The 17,416-nt window shown below is 60.7% G+C and carries 15 protein-coding genes and 1 pseudogene; 6 read left to right on the top strand and 10 right to left on the bottom strand.

What is annotated here, in order from left to right; genetic code table 11:
- Positions 1–56 precede the first annotated feature (56 nt).
- On the top strand, positions 57–830 hold the full coding sequence (locus J6497_RS05605) for an aspartate dehydrogenase (protein WP_225703252.1): 774 nt from the start codon (positions 57–59) through the stop codon (positions 828–830).
- Positions 831–946: 116 nt separating this feature from the next.
- Here the strand turns inward: J6497_RS05605 and J6497_RS05600 are convergent, their stop codons facing one another.
- Entirely contained in the window at positions 947–1,474 is a 528-nt protein-coding gene (locus J6497_RS05600; RefSeq protein ID WP_225703251.1) for a cupin domain-containing protein, read from the bottom strand.
- A 610-nt stretch (positions 1,475–2,084) separates the two neighbouring features.
- Between J6497_RS05600 and J6497_RS05595 the strand changes: the two genes are divergently transcribed.
- The gene (locus J6497_RS05595; RefSeq protein ID WP_225703250.1) at positions 2,085–2,276 is read left to right on the top strand and encodes a hypothetical protein; all 192 of its coding nucleotides are present in this window, start codon (positions 2,085–2,087) and stop codon (positions 2,274–2,276) included.
- Between the two features lie 663 nt (positions 2,277–2,939).
- Here the strand turns inward: J6497_RS05595 and J6497_RS05590 are convergent.
- The 8 genes and pseudogenes from J6497_RS05590 to J6497_RS05555 form a co-directional block, all read right to left on the bottom strand.
- Positions 2,940–3,551 carry a sulfatase/phosphatase domain-containing protein gene (locus J6497_RS05590; protein ID WP_225703249.1) on the bottom strand — a complete coding sequence of 204 codons (612 nt, stop codon included), beginning with the start codon at positions 3,549–3,551 and terminating at the stop codon, positions 2,940–2,942.
- Positions 3,502–3,912 (bottom strand): annotated as a pseudogene (locus tag J6497_RS05585) (sulfatase-like hydrolase/transferase); the annotation flags it as partial. The pseudogene J6497_RS05585 and the gene J6497_RS05590, both read right to left, overlap by 50 nt.
- Before the next feature lie 24 nt (positions 3,913–3,936).
- Positions 3,937–4,953 (bottom strand): integrase core domain-containing protein, encoded by a 1,017-nt coding sequence (locus J6497_RS05580; protein WP_225703248.1) that lies wholly within the window; start codon positions 4,951–4,953, stop codon positions 3,937–3,939.
- 131 nt (positions 4,954–5,084) lie between these two features.
- A complete protein-coding gene (locus tag J6497_RS05575; RefSeq protein ID WP_225703247.1) occupies positions 5,085–5,309 on the bottom strand; it encodes a hypothetical protein in 225 nt (74 codons plus the stop codon).
- 55 nt (positions 5,310–5,364) lie between these two features.
- Positions 5,365–7,059 carry a methyl-accepting chemotaxis protein gene (locus tag J6497_RS05570; RefSeq protein WP_225703246.1) on the bottom strand — a complete coding sequence of 565 codons (1,695 nt, stop codon included), beginning with the start codon at positions 7,057–7,059 and terminating at the stop codon, positions 5,365–5,367.
- 444 nt (positions 7,060–7,503) lie between these two features.
- Positions 7,504–7,887 (bottom strand): cupin domain-containing protein, encoded by a 384-nt coding sequence (locus J6497_RS05565; protein WP_225703245.1) that lies wholly within the window; start codon positions 7,885–7,887, stop codon positions 7,504–7,506.
- 17 nt (positions 7,888–7,904) lie between these two features.
- Complete coding sequence (locus J6497_RS05560; protein WP_225703244.1) at positions 7,905–8,609, bottom strand: SDR family oxidoreductase; 705 nt, start codon at positions 8,607–8,609, stop codon at positions 7,905–7,907.
- A gap of 19 nt (positions 8,610–8,628) precedes the next feature.
- Positions 8,629–10,428, bottom strand: coding sequence for a thiamine pyrophosphate-binding protein (locus J6497_RS05555; protein WP_225703243.1), 1,800 nt, complete (start codon positions 10,426–10,428; stop codon positions 8,629–8,631).
- A 208-nt stretch (positions 10,429–10,636) separates the two neighbouring features.
- Here J6497_RS05555 and J6497_RS05550 point away from each other — a divergent pair, with 208 nt between their 5' ends.
- From J6497_RS05550 to J6497_RS05535, 4 genes are all read left to right on the top strand, one after another.
- On the top strand, positions 10,637–11,545 hold the full coding sequence (locus tag J6497_RS05550; protein ID WP_225703242.1) for an IclR family transcriptional regulator: 909 nt from the start codon (positions 10,637–10,639) through the stop codon (positions 11,543–11,545).
- Positions 11,546–11,722: 177 nt separating this feature from the next.
- Complete coding sequence (locus J6497_RS05545; protein WP_225703241.1) at positions 11,723–12,967, top strand: ABC transporter substrate-binding protein; 1,245 nt, start codon at positions 11,723–11,725, stop codon at positions 12,965–12,967.
- Between the two features lie 88 nt (positions 12,968–13,055).
- Entirely contained in the window at positions 13,056–13,931 is an 876-nt protein-coding gene (locus tag J6497_RS05540; RefSeq protein WP_225703240.1) for a branched-chain amino acid ABC transporter permease, read from the top strand.
- Positions 13,928–16,465 carry a branched-chain amino acid ABC transporter ATP-binding protein/permease gene (locus J6497_RS05535; RefSeq protein ID WP_225703239.1) on the top strand — a complete coding sequence of 846 codons (2,538 nt, stop codon included), beginning with the start codon at positions 13,928–13,930 and terminating at the stop codon, positions 16,463–16,465. Before J6497_RS05540 ends, J6497_RS05535 begins: the two co-directional genes overlap by 4 nt.
- Before the next feature lie 701 nt (positions 16,466–17,166).
- On the opposite strand, the gene J6497_RS05530 is transcribed toward J6497_RS05535, so the two are convergent.
- On the bottom strand, positions 17,167–17,415 hold the full coding sequence (locus tag J6497_RS05530) for a LexA family protein (protein ID WP_225703238.1): 249 nt from the start codon (positions 17,413–17,415) through the stop codon (positions 17,167–17,169).
- Between the last annotated feature and the right edge of the window lies 1 nt (position 17,416).

Here is a 17,416-nt window from a genome sequence, read left to right as displayed (position 1 = left end):
TGTTGACTATACAGTCAACATCAGCGGGCTATAGCTCGCTGGATTGGGACAACTTCTTGAAAATCGCAGTCATCGGTTACGGAGCGATCGGACGTTTTGTCATCGAGCATTTGCACGCTGACCCTTCGATCGAAATCTGCGCGGTGTTCTCGGTTCCGCGGCCGGTGAGCTGCCCTGCGCCACTCGTCGACAGCATCGAAGCGCTGCTGTCGACGAAGCCTGAGTTGGTAGTTGAATGCGCGGGGCATCAGGCGCTCAGGGATTCCGGCGAAGCCGTGATCCGCAGCGGGACCGACCTTCTTGTTGCCTCGGTCGGAGCGCTCGCCGATCCAGCGCTCGAACAGGCGCTGCGGCGCGCCACGGCCGGCGGCGGCCGATTGTTGATCCCAGGCGGCGCGCTCGGTGGCATCGAGGCGCTCAGCGCCGCGCGCGAGGCCGGGCTCGATTCAGTAGAATATTCCGGTCGCAAAGCTCCGGCCGCTTGGAGAGGGACGCCCGCGGAGAACATGATTGCGCTCGCCTCGGTTACGTCGGCAGAGACATTTCTCGAGACCGATGCACGCACAACCGCTTTGCAGTTTCCGCAGAATGCCAACGTCGTCGCAGCGTTGGCGCTAGCGGGACTCGGCTTTGAGAAAACAAAAGTCCGCTTGATCGTCGATCCTGCAGCCGACGGAAATACCCACTCGTTCGTGGCGCGTGGAGCGTTCGGCGAAATCTCGACGACGATCCGCTCGACGACATTGCCGTCCAATCCGAAGACGTCAATGCTCGCGCCGTTCAGCCTGATACAGGCGATAAAGAAACGGGCCGGCCTGATACTGGTATGATCGCCGGCCCGCTCCGTACCACTCTAAGACACACCGGAGGCTACGCTTTTTAAAGCGAAGCCTTCGCGCTGGGTGACCGCCGAAGCCTTCGGCTCCCGAAAGGTGAGCGCAACCACTCAGGCCTTCAAATGATCATCACGGCGTTTGTAGAGTTCGTCGTCCGCATAGCCCATCGTTTCCGGCCTGGCACGGCCGAGCATCACCTGAAAATAGACCGGCTCCAGGCTGTTGTTCTCGTACCCGTGAATGACGCCCGCCGGGCACGAAATGCATTCCCAGGGTCCCAACCGCTTCGTGATCTTGCGGCCATCCTCGTCCTGCACGAAAACATCGAGATGGCCCTTCAGAACGAAGAAGACTTCCTCGACCTCATGGGTGTGCGCGGCATTGCCTTGGCCGGGCGGCACAAACATGATCGAGAGCGTGAAATTTCCCGGAGGGATCGCCGCGATGTCGTTGTGCTTACCGGAACCACCGGCTCCGATGAAGCGATGCTGCGCGCGCTTGAATCCCTCGACCTTTGCGTCCTCGAATGCCGCCCAATCAGCGCGCCTGTCGGCGAAACGCGCGACATAGCGATCCATGATCTGCTCCAGTGAAGCCGTTTCCAGCTCCTTTGGGCGAGCGTGCCTTGCCGTAGCCATGCAGTTCTCCTTTAGCCCTCAATTACAGCGCTGGCGAGCCTGAGCTCCGCGAAAGTTCGTTGTCCCCAAGCTCCGAAACGCCTAACCGCACATTCGTTACGTCGCGGGACCAATGCCCGCTCAGTGATGAGATCAGCCTATTTCCAGTTAACCATCTAGTCAACACGAAAGGATGGTGCTCGATCGACAAGGTCTATGTCGCATAGGCGTGACCGATCCGTTGTGCAGCAACACGTGCGCGGGATGACGTCCTCAGCTGCCCACGAATATGAGGCGCAGACAAATCAGGTGAGGACAGGACTGCAGAACTTCTTGACGCAGCCGACCCAATGGAGACCTGCTCCTATTCTTGTCGTCGCTGTTTGAGACGAAGCGAACCAGTTGTGGCGCCGCAACGTCCGCTGCTCGGCGACACCCTGAAGGTCGTCATGTGGGCGCGACGAGGAAGATCGGACCGCGGCATAGCGGCTCGGAAGCTTCTCAACGTCAATGCACAAGGTGAGTCGGGCCTGGAGCCCTCTACGGTCTGGGCAACTCGCGGCGCTCCCGTGGTCCTCTGAAGCTGGGATTGCCCTCGCACTTCACCTTCGATGCCTGCCGGCACGGCGGCATGACCGAGCTGGAGGAAGCAGAGCTGACCGACGGACAGGGTCGAGCGCTGTCAGCACACCGAAAACAGCAGAGCTATATCGGCCAGGCGAAGCGCGCCGAGAGGCGCGTGCTCACAGCAACCCGCAAGGGCAAGGGCACGCGCACAGGCTGGCGAACGGAATGGCGAGAGATGTTCAGGATACGCAGCTGAAACCGGTTTAGAATGAAGGCCCTGAACAAAGCGCGATTGCTGAGTGATATCAACTGGCTGGGGCGGGAGGGATCGAACCTCCGAATGGCGGAATCAAAATCAGCTTGATTATTCAATGATTTCAAAAGGCATTTGGAAAAAATGCTCCAGAAACCCTTCTAGCGATTTCAATAGCTTGGCGATAGTTTCCAAATGAGGGGCAAGCCGTCGGAGCGGATCGGCTGGGATATCCCGCTACGAGATACGTCGAGGAACTAAGACCTTTGGATGCACGACGGAATGTCGAGGCGTTTTCTCTGGCAAAACCGCCTTTTGTGCGCGATCCAACTACGCTTCGAGAGTTGCGCCATCAAACCGGCGTCGGTTGGAACGCCGCAGCCACCGGCGACCGGCCTGTAAGCGTCCATTTCTCGCACACTTTTCCTGTGGTTCGTAAACACGACCTGTCTGGGAGAACTGGAGGTTGGTAGTTCTCCGGGAGATCGAAGCATTTGATGTGGGCTGTGGTCGGCCACATGATCCGTCGTTGGCACTCCGGGCCTGTTTCTTAGATTTGGGGCCCACGCCTCGCATGTAATGCCTCTCAGGGCGGTAACCGTCGCCTCGAATCCACCTGATCAACCTGCGCCAAGCCGTCATCAATTGTATCGCCGGTTTCTTCAATTAGCCCCCACCCTGGCCGAGGTACTTAGTCCAAAGCTCCGCGGGAAGCTCGGTTTCGTCCCAAACACCTACGAGAATGCCTTTGCGCTGCCCTCGCCCGCGGGCCTCAATTATCTGCCGCTCCGAGCGCGTCGTCCGTTGAGATGGCCGAAGACCCCACTCGCCCAACGCAGCGACAAGCCGTCGTCGCTCGCTCTCGAAGGCAGGATCTTGGCCAAGGTCGAGAAACTCGTTGGGATCTGTTGCCAGATCATAGAGCAGCGGCCGGAAACCCACCGGTTGCACGCACTTCCAGCGCCCGTCGGTAACCATGAACAGTCGCGCGTTGCGCGGCGCAATGCCGAGCTTCGCCGCAACCGGCAGCATCGAATAGTCGTATTCACTGAATGCGTGGGAACGCCAAGATGCTGGCGTCTCGCCGCGTAGATGTGGAATCAACGAACAACCTTCGAGGCGATGCGACTGTTCCTGCGAATCGGCGCGCAATGCATCGAGGAACGTGGGCGCCAGGTCGATCGTTTCCACGAGAGCTTCGCACACCGATCCACGAGCTCTATCCGCATCAGGACACGGATCGTAGATGATCAACGGCACCTTCACCGATGGGGTCATGGAAGAGATCCTTCTCGCCCATCCAATGATCGCCAAGGCAATCACCGTGATCGGATGTGAACACGACCATGGTGTTGTCGAAAAGACTTTTCTCTTCCATAAACTCGAAGAGTCGGCCTAGCTGATCATCAATTTGTTTGATGAGCCCCATGTAGACGGGCACAACTTCGTTACGCACCTCATCACGCGAGAATGCCTTCGACGCGCGCAATTCCATGAAGGCGCCGAAGATCGGATGCGGATCGTGGCGCTCTGCCTCAGAGCGAACGGCCGGCAAGACATCATCTGAACCATACAGATTGTTGTACGGCGCAGGCGCAATGTAGGGCCAATGCGGCTTGATGTACGACAAATGCAGACACCAAGGGCTGTGGGTACCGAAAACCTAAACCCGCGCATAATGGTGATGTAGTCCGCCGAGTATGGGGAGCGATTTGATGCTTCCGGTCCGGTGAACCGGGCGCGAGACCGGCGCATCTTTGTCCAACGACCGATGTGTTCTGATGTCATTGTAATAGCGTGCGTAAGATCGCAAAATTTGGCGTAGATGCGTCTCACCAAAAACGATGATGTGATCCAAGCACTCGCGGCGAATCGATCCGATCAACCGTTCGGCAAAACCATTCTGCCAGGGCGAGGCTGGTGCGGTCGGCTTGTCCCGAATTCCCATGGCCCGCAATCGGCGTGTGACGATAGTGCCATAAATGCAATCCCGGTCTCGGATCATGTAGCCCGGCGCCTCGTCCCAAGGAAATGCCTCGGTGATTTGGCGGGCAACCCATTCGGCCGTCGGATTCCTTGTGACGTTGACCCAGACCAGGTTTCTGCGGTCCAGTCGGACGATGACGAAAGCATAGAGCAGATCGAAGCCTACGGTCGGAACAACGAACAAATCCATGGCGGCAATGTCCGGTGCGTGATTACGCAAGAAGATCCGCCATCCCTGATGGGACGGTGCTCGCCGCCTGACCATATATTTGGCAACGCTTGATTGAGCGACCTCAAACCCGAGTTTGAGAAGTTCGCTGTGGAGGCGCGGCGCGCCCCAAAGTGGGTTCTCGACGCTCATCTGCCGGATCAACGCGCGCAGCCCCACCGCGATCGGCGGCCGCCCTCCGAGTGAGCGCGATTTCCAACGCCAGTAGCGGCGAAACCCGGCCCGATGCCACCGCACGAGCGTCTCGGGCCGGATGATGGTAAGAACCTGAAGAATAGACGGGAACCAACGATACAGCCGGACAAAGAACCAGCGATCACTGTTCGCGAACTGGATACGGCCGGGCAACCTGCGCCGCAAGATAATCAACTGATGTCGAAGTGCCGCGTTCTCAGCCTCAAGCCTCATCTTTGACTTGAATGGCGAGACCAAGACGGCCAGGACGAAATACAGAAGCCCGATCATCCCGCCAGCTTAGGTGATTCCGTCACGTCATCAACTCGGACGAGGTTTTCGGTACACACACCGGCAAGGGCTTTGCCGGCAGCTAATTGTCTCGGCAAGTATCCCCGGCAAGCTAGGCAAAGGCTGGTGCTTTAGGAAATTGGGCCGCTCAAATCGGCCATAAGGCCGCTAACGCGTCCCCTATTCTGTTGACCGCCTGAAGGCGGCCCGAGCGCCACATGTTCAATTGGTGGAGAGAAGTATTCTTGGCCTTCTGCTTGCAGATACACCACCTGATTATGGTTTTCGGCGTTATCGGCGCAAGTGACGACCTTCGGGAGGCCGGCCAGCGCCTTCGTCGCAGATTTCATCAGCATGCGTGCGGCGCTCCGGAAGCGCGTGTCAAGAATTCGCGATGAGAGCTACGGGCCGTTAGGCGGCTCGAATTCGTCCGAGGAAGGCGTTGACCTCGCGACGCATGTCTTCGAACCTGCCGCGTATTGCAGTAGAATGTTGCTCTACTTCACGAGCCGAATGATCTGTGCCGTTCACTGAACAAGCCACGTCTGCAATCGTCCCCGTTATCGCAACGGTCTGCTCGGCAGTTACTGTGGTATTCCGACTGATTTCGGAGGTCGCGGCATTTTGCTCTTCGACGGCGGCAGCTATTGTGCTCGCGGACTCATCCAGTCCATTGATGGAAGCTGAAATTGCGCGAACCGCGTCCACTGCTTCAGTGGTAGCGGCGCGGACCTTTTCGATATTCTTACTGATGTCTTCTGTCGCCTTCGTGGTTTGAGTTGCCAGTGCCTTCACTTCGGAGGCAACCACCGAGAAACCTCGGCCTGCTTCTCCCGCGCGAGCGGCCTCAATGGTTGCGTTGAGAGCGAGAAGGTTAGTTTGTTCCGCGATTGAGTTGATGATCTCAATAATCGTCCCTATTGCTTGCACGCTGTCTGACAATGCCGCCACTCGCCGCTCCGTCTCAGAAGAGCGAGTTCTTGTTTCCTGCGCAATGTCACGGGTCAGGTGAATCTGGCGTCCGATTTCATTAATCGAGGCCGCAAGTTCTTGGGAGGCCGCCGCTACTGTCTGGATGTTTTCCGAGACCGATGAAGCCGCGCTGTTCATACGTTCTGTTCCCGCCGCCGAATCCCTGGCACTCTTCGAGAGCTGTGTCACAGTTTGAGACGTTTGCTCAATTTCTGTAAACAGGGCGTCGACGAGCGACCCCACAGCAGTTTCAAAGTCGTCAGCAAAGCGCAGCATTGCGTTACGGCGCTCTAGCTCAGCCAATTTTTCGGCGTTCGCTTGGCTCGCTCTCAGCGCTTCGGTTTCCTTCATCTTCTCACGAAACTGGACAAAGGCACGGTTGAGCCGCCCGATTTCCGTCTTGCTTCCGTCGCTCGACACTTCGGTGTCGAACTTTCCGGCGCTGAGCTCCTCAAGGGCCACTACGGTCCGGTTCAAAGGGCGCGTTATGGAGCGTCCCAACAGGATCGTTATGACCAGGCTCAGCGATAGACCTGCGCCGAGAGTGCCGAGAACCCAAAAGGCCCGGTTGAGGAATATGGCGTTGACATCGTCGATGAAGATGCCGGTGGTGACGACCCAGTCCCAATGCTTATCGACCGCGCTCAAGAAGAGCTTCGGAGTATCGTTCACCGTTGAGCCCGGCCGCCTTCCCAGAAACTGGGAGAATCCCTCCAGCGACGCAGATTTGTTGGCTGCTTCCAGGTAACCACTGTAGTTTGCCCGGGTCTGATCGTCGTTCATCTCAAGCATGTTCTGGCCGATGTTATCCTTTCGCGAAGGATGCATCTTCATGATGCCTTTGCGGTCGAACACGAAAAAATAGTTCTTGCCGTCGAAGTTCATGCCCGCGAGGACAGTCAATGCAGTTTTCTGCGCTTCTTCCAATGGCATCTTACCAGCGGCGGCAAGATCTCCGTAGCGATTGACAGTATTGACTGCTGTCTCGACCAGCGCGCGCAGCTTTGTCTTGCGATCTTCAAACATTCCCGACCGCATGTCCAAGAGCATATAGCTGGTCACGCACGCCAGCACGGTCGCGAAGATCAGGACAATGAGAAAAAGCTTTTTCCCGATAGTTAACTTATGCCGCATGATCAAACGTCAACCTTTCGAAATAATTGACCATGAGTCTGCCTGTTTGGACTTTAAGAAGCGTTAAGCTTGGCATTTCGGTCTTCCTTGAGTGCGATAAAGTGCCATCAGTATTTTCAATCCAGCCCAGCCGCATCAGCTCACGACCGAACGTGGATATCATTTCAGGCTCACGGTCCTGGCAGAAACCGTGGCTCAACCTGTGTTTAGCGTCTCAGCTTTGTTGCGGGGAGGCGCAACACTCGATTCGTACGGTTGGTTGGACGGAAAATCCCAAGACTTGCCGACATGCGGTAGGAACTCGCGACCGGCGGCGCTGCTTCCCTGCCGCAGTCAACATTTCTAAGTTGTTGTTATTCTGGTCATCGCGAGTGACCACGACATCGTATGTGTCGGAAACCGGCATGATGCTCCCGTCTACGCGGTTGGGGAGTACAGCAGAGATTAGACGATCTTGCCGTCGTCAGTGACCGGCGAGGTGATCACCAGAAACACCAGATCGACCAAACCTGAATTCGAGATCGCGTGTTCGACACCGGGCGGCAGGAAGATGAAGTCGTGCTTGCGCACCACATGATTCTTGCCTGATATCTCCATCAGTCCCTCGCCTTCGAGCACATGATAGATCTGCTCCTGCACGAGATGCTTGTGGCGCGCGACATGCGCCATCGGCTGGTACATCGAAATCCGGTAGTCGATGTGACGGGAGCCCGCGGTCTCCGGCATGACAAGCGGCTTTGACAGCGCGCCACCGAAATGATTGGGGAATTCCCGCCACGGCACTTCGGCGATGTTGCGGATGAACGCGCCGTTGTTTTCTGAAGCCATGATGCTTGCTCCGCCGATCAGATGACGAGCGCCCCGCCATCGATATAGACGGTCGATCCGGTCGCAAAACCGTTCGCCATGAAACCGAGGATTTGCCGCGCGATGTCCTCAGCCGCGCCGACGCGGCCGACCGGCAGCGAAGCCGCAGCTTTCGCCAGCATATCGCGCCGCGCCTCTTCCGGCATCGCGGCGCGGATCGGCGTGTCTATGATTCCGGGCGAGACCGCGTTGACGCGCACCGGCGCGAGTTCGAGCGCCAGCGCCCGGGCCAGCGATTCCAGCGCGCCATTGGCGGCGCTGACGATCGCCGAATTCGGCCGTGGCCGAACGCTGAGGAAACCGGACACCAGCGTCAGTGATCCGCCGGGGCGGATCTCCGCCTGCTGCGCGACCCGCCAGGCGCCCCAGAACTTGCCTTCCATGGTGGCGCGGACATCTTCCATCGCCACCGTCTTGAACGGGCCGGTGCGGAGCTGGGCCGCCGTGACCACGACGTGGTCGACCGGACCGCAACGCTGGAACAGTTTGGCGACGCTGTCATCGCTGGTGACGTCGGTGGGAATCGCGATCGCGTTCAGCTTCTCCGCCGCCTTGTCGAGCCGCTCCACGTTGCGCGACGCAAGGATGACGTCAGCGCCTTCGCGTTTCGCCATCTCGGCGGTCGCCAGACCAATGCCGGAGGAACCACCGACGACGACGACTTTCTTGCCTGCAAGCAACATGGGATTTCCTCGCGTGAGATCAGGCGGGCTGGTAGCGCGTGCCGATGCCGGCCTTGCTTTGTCCGAGTCCGGGCAATTCCCAGACGCCTGCGCCGACCGGATTGATATCGGCGGCGATATCGACATCGATTAGATAGGGCTCGTTCGCCGCGATTCCCTTGCGAATCGCCTCGCCGAGATCGCCGGCGCGATCGACGCGCACGCCTTCGACACCGCAGGAGCGCGCCATCGCGGCGAAATCCGGGTTGTAGCGCGCGCCGGTGTTGGGATCGTGGAAATCAGTCGCAAGCTCTCGGCCGCCGAGATAGCCGCGCTGCAGCCCGCGGATCGAGGCATAGGCGTAATTGTTCCAGACCACCCAGACCACGGGCAGATTATATTCGACCGCCGTTCCCAGCACGTTGGCGTGCATGAAGAACGCGCCGTCGCCGCAGACCGATACGCAGGGCCGGTGCGGAGCCGCAAACTTCGCGCCCATCACGCCGGCAACGCCAAAGCCCATCGGGCCGAATCCCATCGAGCCGATCAGCGAATCCGGCCGCTTCGGCTTGCAGAAACCGAGCAGCCAGTTGTGATGCACGCCGATATCGCTGACGAGGATGGCATCCTCCGGCAGCGCCTTGTCGATCTCGAGCGCGGCGCGCTGCGGATTGATCGGCGTGGTGTCGTCGGAAAATCCGGGCGCGACAAACTTGTCCCACTCTTTCCGATAGCCATCGATCTGCGAAAGCCATCTCTTGCGCGCATCGGCCTTTTTGGTGAGGTCGGCGCGGCGATCGAGTTCGGCGTGCACCTGCCGCAGAAAAGTGCGCACGTCGGCCATCAGCCCGAGCGCGACCGGATAATTGCGGCCGATCTCCTCGGGATCGATATCGACATGGATCAACCGCGTTGGCGGTATGGTGAAGGAATAGCCGGGGATCCACGAACTCGAGGTACGGTCGTCGAACCGCATCCCCATCGCCAGCAAGACATCCGCCTGACGCGTCGCGTGGTTGGCCTGATAATGCCCGGCGCGCGCGACCAGCCCCAGCGCCAGCGGATGGTTGCAATCGATGGCGCCGAGGCCGCTGGCAGACGCCGCGACCGGAATCTGCAAGCGCTCGGCAAGCCTCAAGAGTTCCTCCGCCGCGCCGCCGTAGCGCACGCCCTGGCCTACGATGATGGTCGGCCGCTCGGCGCCGAGCAGCATGTCGACGGTTTTCACCACGCCATCCGGATCGGCGCCGCAGCGGCTCGATATGTTGCCGTTCCAGGCGATCGCGTTCGGCGCCTCCTCGGCCGCCGACTCCATGAATACGTCGAAGGGCACGTCGAGCACGACAGGACCGGGCCGGCCCGTCGTCATGGTCTTCCAGGCCTGCCGCACCGCCAGCGGCACCATCTCGCCGCGCGTCGGCTGAAACACCTTCTTGCACATCGTGCGCACGGTGGAGGGAAAATCGGCCTGATAGTGCCGGTACATCTCCTGGAAGGCGCCGCGGTTGAACTGGCTGGTCGGCACGTTGCCGGTCACCGCCATGAACGGAACGGAGTCGAGGAATGCATTAGCGAGCGAGATCGGCAGGTTGGCCGAGCCGGGCCCGCAGGAGGTGAAGGTCGCCGTCGGCTGCCCCGACACGCGGTAGTACACGTCGGCCATGAAGCCGGCGACGCTCTCGTGGTGCACCGAGATGGTCTTGATGTCGGATGAGCGCTCGTAGAGCGCGTCGATGAACTGGATGTTGCCGTGGCCGCAGAGGCCGAACACCTGCGGCACCTTCTCCTGGATCAGATAGTCGACGATGACCTGGGCGCCGTTGAGCATGTTACGCGACATCGATTTAACTCTCTCCCTGAGCTCAACGAATTCGCCTCCGCGTCTTGGCTCGCGCGGCCGGCGACGGGCCCGAACCTATTTCTCATAATACTGTACGTCAATTGCTATTGTGGTATGGTGCCGATTGCGCCTCGCCCGATGCGCGGCGCTGTTGCCGGGCGAGGACGGCCTGATAGAGTTCGCCCCGCCCACCTGGAGAGCTGATTCCGTGAAACCGCGCACCAAGCCGAAGACGAGCGACAAGCAGGCAATATCGCGCAAGGTTTCGACTGGCAAAGTCTCGATCGCCCGGCTGGTGCCATCGAGCGAACCCAATATCGACGACGAGGCCGAGGAGCGCGCGCGCGGCGGTGTGCAGTCGCTGGGCCGCGCCTTTTCGATCATCGAGGAAGTCGCGCGTCACCGCGAAGGCATCGGGCTTGCCGACCTCAGCAAGCGGGTGGGCCTGCACAATTCCACCACCTTCCACCTCGCCAAGACGCTGGTCTCGCTCGGCTATCTCAGGCAGGAGCGCGATTCAAAACGCTACCGCGTCGGCCGGCCGCTGTTTGCGCTGGCGGCAAGCGCGCTCGACGAAATCGAGATGGTGAATCTGGCGACGCCGGTCCTTGAAGACCTGTCGCGCGAGACCGGCGAAAGCGGCCATTTTGCCGTGCGCATGGGCGACGCGGTGGTCGTAATTGCCCGTACCAGCGGGCTAGGGGCGTTCCAGTTGACCGACCGCGTCGGCGTGGTGCGGCCGGCGCACTGCACCGCGCTCGGCAAGATCATGCTGGCCTCGCTGCGCCCCGATCAGTTGAAGCGCTTTCTCGAACGGGTCGAGCTGAAGCCGTCGACGAAAAAGTCGATCACGGACCCCGCCGTGCTGCTGCGCGATATCGCCGAAATCCGCCGCAGTGCGATCGCCTTCGACGACGGCGAATTCAACGCGGAAGTCCGCTGCGTCGCGGTGCCGGTCTATAACTTCACCGGCGAAGTGATCGGCGCGCTCGGCATTTCCGGCCCGATCTGGCGCATGACCGACCAGGTGCTGCAGAGCCGCGCCAAGCTGGTGCAATCGGCCGCCGGCCGGCTGTCGGCCGAATTCGGCGCGCGGGATCTGGCGAAATCCTCCTGATCCGATCCAGCTAAAATCCTCTCCGAACGGGTTGAATGCGGCTGCGACGCATTTGGCGTTGACAGGAGCCATTGCGTCCGGAAATATCTTACAGCAATAAAAGAACGTCTCTCACATTGTCGCAAAAACCGGCAATCGGAGGGAGAACGTCGCGACGTATCTCGGGAGGAGAGCAGTGTGACCCGCTACAGCCGACGTACTCTGTTGAAGGTCGGCGCCGCCTTTGCCGGCGCCTCCGCGATCGGATCTCCGTCCATCCTCAGCGCACAGGCTGCGCGAATTAAGATCGGCCATCTGGTGCCGCTGACTGGCTTCCTCGGCGCGATCGGGAGCTACGCCCAGCTCGGCGTGAAGATGGCGGCGGAGGAAATCAACGCGTCCGGCGGCATCATAGGCAAACAGATCGACCTGATGTCGGAAGACTCGGTCAATCCCGCGACTGCGTCTACCAAGGCGCAGCGCATGATCGAGCAGGACGGCGCGGTGCTGCTGTTCGGCGAAATCTCTTCCGCCTCGTCGCTGACCATCATGCAGGTCGCCGAGCGCAACAAGAAGGTGTTCTTCTCGACCGGCGCGCGCTCCGACGCGCTGCGCGGCAAGGATTGCAACCGCTACTCCTTCCACTGCGACATCCCCAATACCGTGATGGTCAACGCCGTCGGCACCGCGCTCAAGCAAAAGGGCATGGTGAAGGGCAAGAAGTTCGTCACGCTGACGGCGGACTACATTTTCGGCCACGACCTCCTGAAGGCCGCGAAAGCCTTCTTCAGCGCCAACGACGCCACCCTGATCGGCGACGAGCTGATTGCGACCGACGTCACAGACTTCAGCCCGTATCTCCTAAAGGTCCGGCAGGCCAAGCCCGACGTCGTGTGCTGCAACCTCGCCGGCAACCAGGTCACCAACCTCGTCAAGCAATATGCCGAATTCGGCCTCCCCTACCCGCTGGTCGGTTTCAACCTCAACACCGGCGACGCCTGGGCGATGGGCGAAGGCAATCTCAGCGGCACCTGGCCGACGGTCTGGTATCACACGCTGGAAAATTCGGCCTCGAAGGCTTTCGTCGAGGCCTTCACCAAGAAATACGGCAAGCCGCCGGAGAACCACGCCTGGATCGAATACATCACGCTGAAAATGATCGCGCAGGCGATCACCGAGACCAAATCGACCGAGAGCGATGCGCTGATCGCCTATTTCGAGAAGCAGACGCAGTTCGACATCATGAAGGCGCGCAAGGCCTATTTCCGCTCCTGGGACCACCAACTCGTCCAGGAAGCCTATCCCTTCACAGTGAAGCCGAAGGGCGAGATGAAGGACAAGTGGGACATGCTCGTGCTCGGCGAGGCCGTGCCGGCCGCTGGCGCGAAGCTGGAATCGATCTACCCGACGAAGACGCAAAATCCCTGCAACATGAAGGCATAGGAGCCCGAATCCGGGCGTCGGGCACACTGGCGTTGCGGCGCCGGCACTGAAAGCCGGCGCCGTCCCTTTTTATCTTCGCGGATCGCACATGCAATTCGGATTTCTGCTGGAGCAGGTGGTGAATGGCCTGGTGCTCGGAGGCTATTACCTCCTGATTGCGCTTGGTCTCTCGCTGATCTTCAGCGTCGGCGGCATCGTCAATCTGGCGCACGGCGCGTTCTATGCGCTCGGCGCCTACATCTCCGTCGAGATTACGAAATATCTCGGCTTCGGTTCGGCGGTGGTGCTGTCGCCGATTGCGGTCGCGCTGTTCGGCATTCTGTTCGAGCGCTTCATCCTGCGCCGCTTCTACGACGCCGATCCGATCCTGAGCCTGCTGGTGACGTTCGGGCTCGCCATGGTCACCGAACAGGCGATCCGCATTATCTGGGGCGCGCCGCCGTTATCGGCCGCCATACCGCAGGCGCTTCGTGGGTCGGTCTTCCTCGGCGACTTCCTGTTCTCGCGCTATCGCCTCCTGATCCTCGCCGTCGTCGCCGCCGTCCTCGTCGGCGTCTGGCTGCTGCTGCACAAGACCTCGTTCGGCCGCGTGGTACGTGCCGGCATCCAGCGGCCGGACATGGTTGCCGCACTCGGCATCCGGCTACAGCCCTACATGACCGCGATCGTCATGCTCGGCGTCGGCATGGCAGCCCTCGGCGGCGCGTTCTTTGCGCCGATCACGATCGTGCATCCCGCCATGGGGGCCGAGATCATTACGGTCGCCTTTGTCGTCGTCGTCATCGGCGGCCTCGGCAGCTTTTGGGGGGTAGTGCTGGCGGCGATGCTGGTTGGCGTTGTCCGTGGCATCACCATCCATTTCGCGCCGGCTGCCGGTGAAGCATCGATCTACGTGCTGATGTTTTTGGTGCTGCTGGTGCGGCCGCGCGGACTGCTCGGCGAGCGTATCGAGAAGTTCGAATGACAAGCGCGTTCCTCACCAAATATCATCAGCTGCTATCAGCCACGCTCGCCGTCATCGCGCTACCGTTCGGCCTGTATCTGCTTGGCCTCTCGCTCAACACCGGCACCATGGTGGTGGCGCTCGCCATCGCCGCGATGGGGCTTAACCTCTGCATCGGCTATACTGGCCTCGTCTCGTTCGGCCACGGCGCCTGGTTCGGCATCGGCGCCTATGCGGCGGGACTGATCCAGCGCAACTGGTTCAACAACGATATCTTCCTGCCGCTCGCGCTGGCGGCCATCGTCGTCGCCGCCATCGCGACCTTCGTCGGCTTCATCATCCTGCGCCGGCGCGGCGTCTATTTCTCGCTGCTGACGCTGGCCTTGTCGGCGCTGACCTACACCATCGCCTTCCGCTGGACGGCCGTGACCGGCGGCGAGGACGGTCTCGGCGGGTTGAAGCGCGGCAGCATCGGCCCGTTCAGCCTCGATAATGCGTTGAACTATTACATCCTCGTCTCGGTGCTCTGCCTCGGCGTGCTCTATCTTTTGCTGCGGCTCGTGCGCTCGCCGTTCGGTCATGTGCTGATGGCGATCCGCGAGAACCAGTTGCGCGCCACTTTTCAGGGCTATCCGGTCGAGCGCTACAAGCTCGGCGTGTTCGTGATCTCGGCCGTGGTCACCGGTTTCGCCGGCGGCCTGATTGGATTCCAGAACTACCTTGTCTCCGCCGAGGCGGTCTCGGTGCCCTTCTCCGGCGAACTGCTCGCGATCGTCGTGATCGGCGGCATGCGCAGCATGCTGGGGCCGGCGATCGGCGCGCTGTTCTTCATCCTGTTCCGCGAGTTGTTTTCGATCTGGACGTCGAACTGGCTGTTGTGGTTCGGCCTCGTCTTCGTCGCCTTCGTGCTGTATTCGCCGGGCGGCCTCGTCGGCATCTGGGCGACGTTGGCAAAACGCTGGTGGCCGCCGCCGGAAGAAGCCGCTGCGATGAGCAGGCGCAAAATCTACGAAGGTCTGCCGTTGCCGGCCTTCCTGCTGCCGAAAGGGCTCGACGGCATTGTGCTCGACGTGCGCGGCGTCTCAAGAACCTTCGGCGGCATTCGCGCGGTGACCAATGCGAGCCTGCAAGTCAGCGCCGGCGAAATCCACGCCTTGATCGGGCCGAACGGCGCAGGAAAAACCACGCTGTTCAATCTCGTCTCCGGCCTCTATCCGCCCGACGGTGGCACCATCAAGCTGAACGGCCGCGAGATCCAGGGCGTGCCGTCGGAAGCGACCTGCCACCGGGGGCTGGCGCGCTCGTTCCAGATCACCAATTTGTTCAAGGGCCTGTCGATCTACGAAAACCTCCGCCTGTCGCTGCAGGCGCAGAACGCCGGGCGCTTCAATCTCTGGCGCGACATCGACCATTTCGGCCACATCCACGCCGAGACGGCGGAGCTCATAAAATTCCTCGGGCTGGAGGGTATCGAGACCATCGATGGTGGCGAGCTGTCCTATGGCGGGCAGCGGCTGGTCGATCTCGGCATCGCGCTCGGCTCCAAGCCGCAGGTGCTGCTGCTGGACGAACCGCTGGCGGGCCTTGCCGCTGCGGAGCGCGAGCGCGTCTCGAACCTCGTCAAAAACATCGCCGCCAATATTCCCGTCCTGATCGTCGAGCATGACATCGACCGCGTGTTCGGCTTCTCCCGCACGGTCACCGTGATGAACCAGGGCGAAGTGCTGATGACTGGCACGCCCGAGGCCGTGCGCGCCGACCGGAGAGTGCAGGAGATCTATACCGGCACCGGCGTACCCGAGGTCGAGCATCTCAGCAACGATTACGCGAAGACGAGTGCAGCGCCGATCCTGCGCTTCGAGCGCGTCAACACCTTCTACGGCAAGAGCCACATCCTGCACGACGCCACGCTCGACGTGCGCGAGGGCGAGATCGTAGCTCTCCTCGGCCGCAACGGCGCCGGCAAATCGACACTACTGAAGACGCTCGCTGGTCTCGTGCCGCTGTCATCGGGCGCCATCGAATATGCCGGCGCCGATATCTCCCGCCTGCCCGCGCCCGATATCGCGCGGGCCGGCATCGGCTACGTGCCGCAGGGCCGCGGCCTGTTCGCGGGCATGACGGTGCGGGAAAACCTCTCGCTCGGTCGTCTCGCCCGCAAGACCGACGGCAGCGACGGCGTAGTATGGGACGAGGCGCAGATCCTCGACTATTTCCCGCCCCTGCGCGAGCGCATGGACGTTGCGGCAGATTATCTCTCCGGCGGCGAACAGCAGATGGTGGCCGTCGCGCGCGCGATGTCGGGCAATGTCAAGCTGTTGCTGCTCGACGAACCCTTCGAGGGGCTGGCGCCGGTCGTGATCCTCGAACTGTTCAAGGTGTTCGAAAGGCTCCGGCAGCACATCTCCATCGTGATCGTCGAGCACAATCTCGATCTGGTGCTGGCGCTCGCCGACCGCGTCTTCGTGCTGGAGCGCGGCGCAGTGTTCCATCAGGGGCCGGCGAAGCCGCTGCTGACCGACCTGAAGTACCGCAAGAAGATTCTGTGGCTGTGAACCCCTGACGAGGCTGCGATGCGATATCTGTGGCGGCGATGCCGACCGGTTCGACGCCCTGTTCGCCGGTCACGGGCGCGAGCAGGATCGGCACCTTCATTGGCAAGGAAATGGAAGCAAGCCGGCATTCCGGCGCGAGCTACGGGCGCTTGAGGGTTTGACCACGTAGACGAGGAATTCAAGAAGCAGCGCGAGCGCTGTGTGTACCGAAAACCATATCCGAGTTGATGACGTGATGGAATCGCCTAAGCTGGCGGAATCGTCGGGCTCTTCTGTTTGCTCTGGCCGCCCTGGGCTTGCCACTCAAATCGAAGCTGCGGCTTGAGGCTGAGAACGCCGTGCTTCGACATCAGCTGATGGTCTTGAGACGCAAGCTGCATGGTCGCGTTCGGCTCACGAATCATGATCGCTGGTTTTTGATCCAGCTGTATCGCTGGTTTCCGTCGATTTTGGAGGTCCTCACGATCATCCGCCCCGAGACGCTCATACGTTGCCGGCTCGCAAGAGTTGCCGGAGCACGACATCTCCAATGCGAAATGACTACGACAACCGTCGATCGTGAAAGGCAGCTGATGTCAGGCGGAGCTATGGCTTCCGCCGGTCAGCATTGCGCTTGCTCAGATCATTGTGGGGCCATCTTGCGAGTGACACGGCGCTAGTGGCTCTGCACAGTGATTTTGACGGGTTGCGTGCAGCGGCAGTTAGATTAGCTCCGGCAGGGTTTTGGGATCAACGAGGACCTCGATGCTGCGAGGGGTCCTTGGCTGCCTTCTGATGAGGCCAGCTCGTTCCAGCGTTAGCACCATCTGGTGAACCGACGGCGGGCTGACGCGGAAATATTCCTGCATGTCGGTTTCGGCCGGGGGCCTGCGATGCAGGCGGGTATAGAGGTGGATAAAAGCCAGATACTGCCCCTGCTTGGGCGTGAAGGTTTTTGCCGTAAGACTCACG

Source organism: Bradyrhizobium cenepequi (assembly GCF_020329485.1).
Taxonomy (GTDB): Bacteria; Pseudomonadota; Alphaproteobacteria; order Rhizobiales; family Xanthobacteraceae; genus Bradyrhizobium; species Bradyrhizobium cenepequi.
This window is presented reverse-complemented; position numbering and strand designations above follow the sequence as displayed.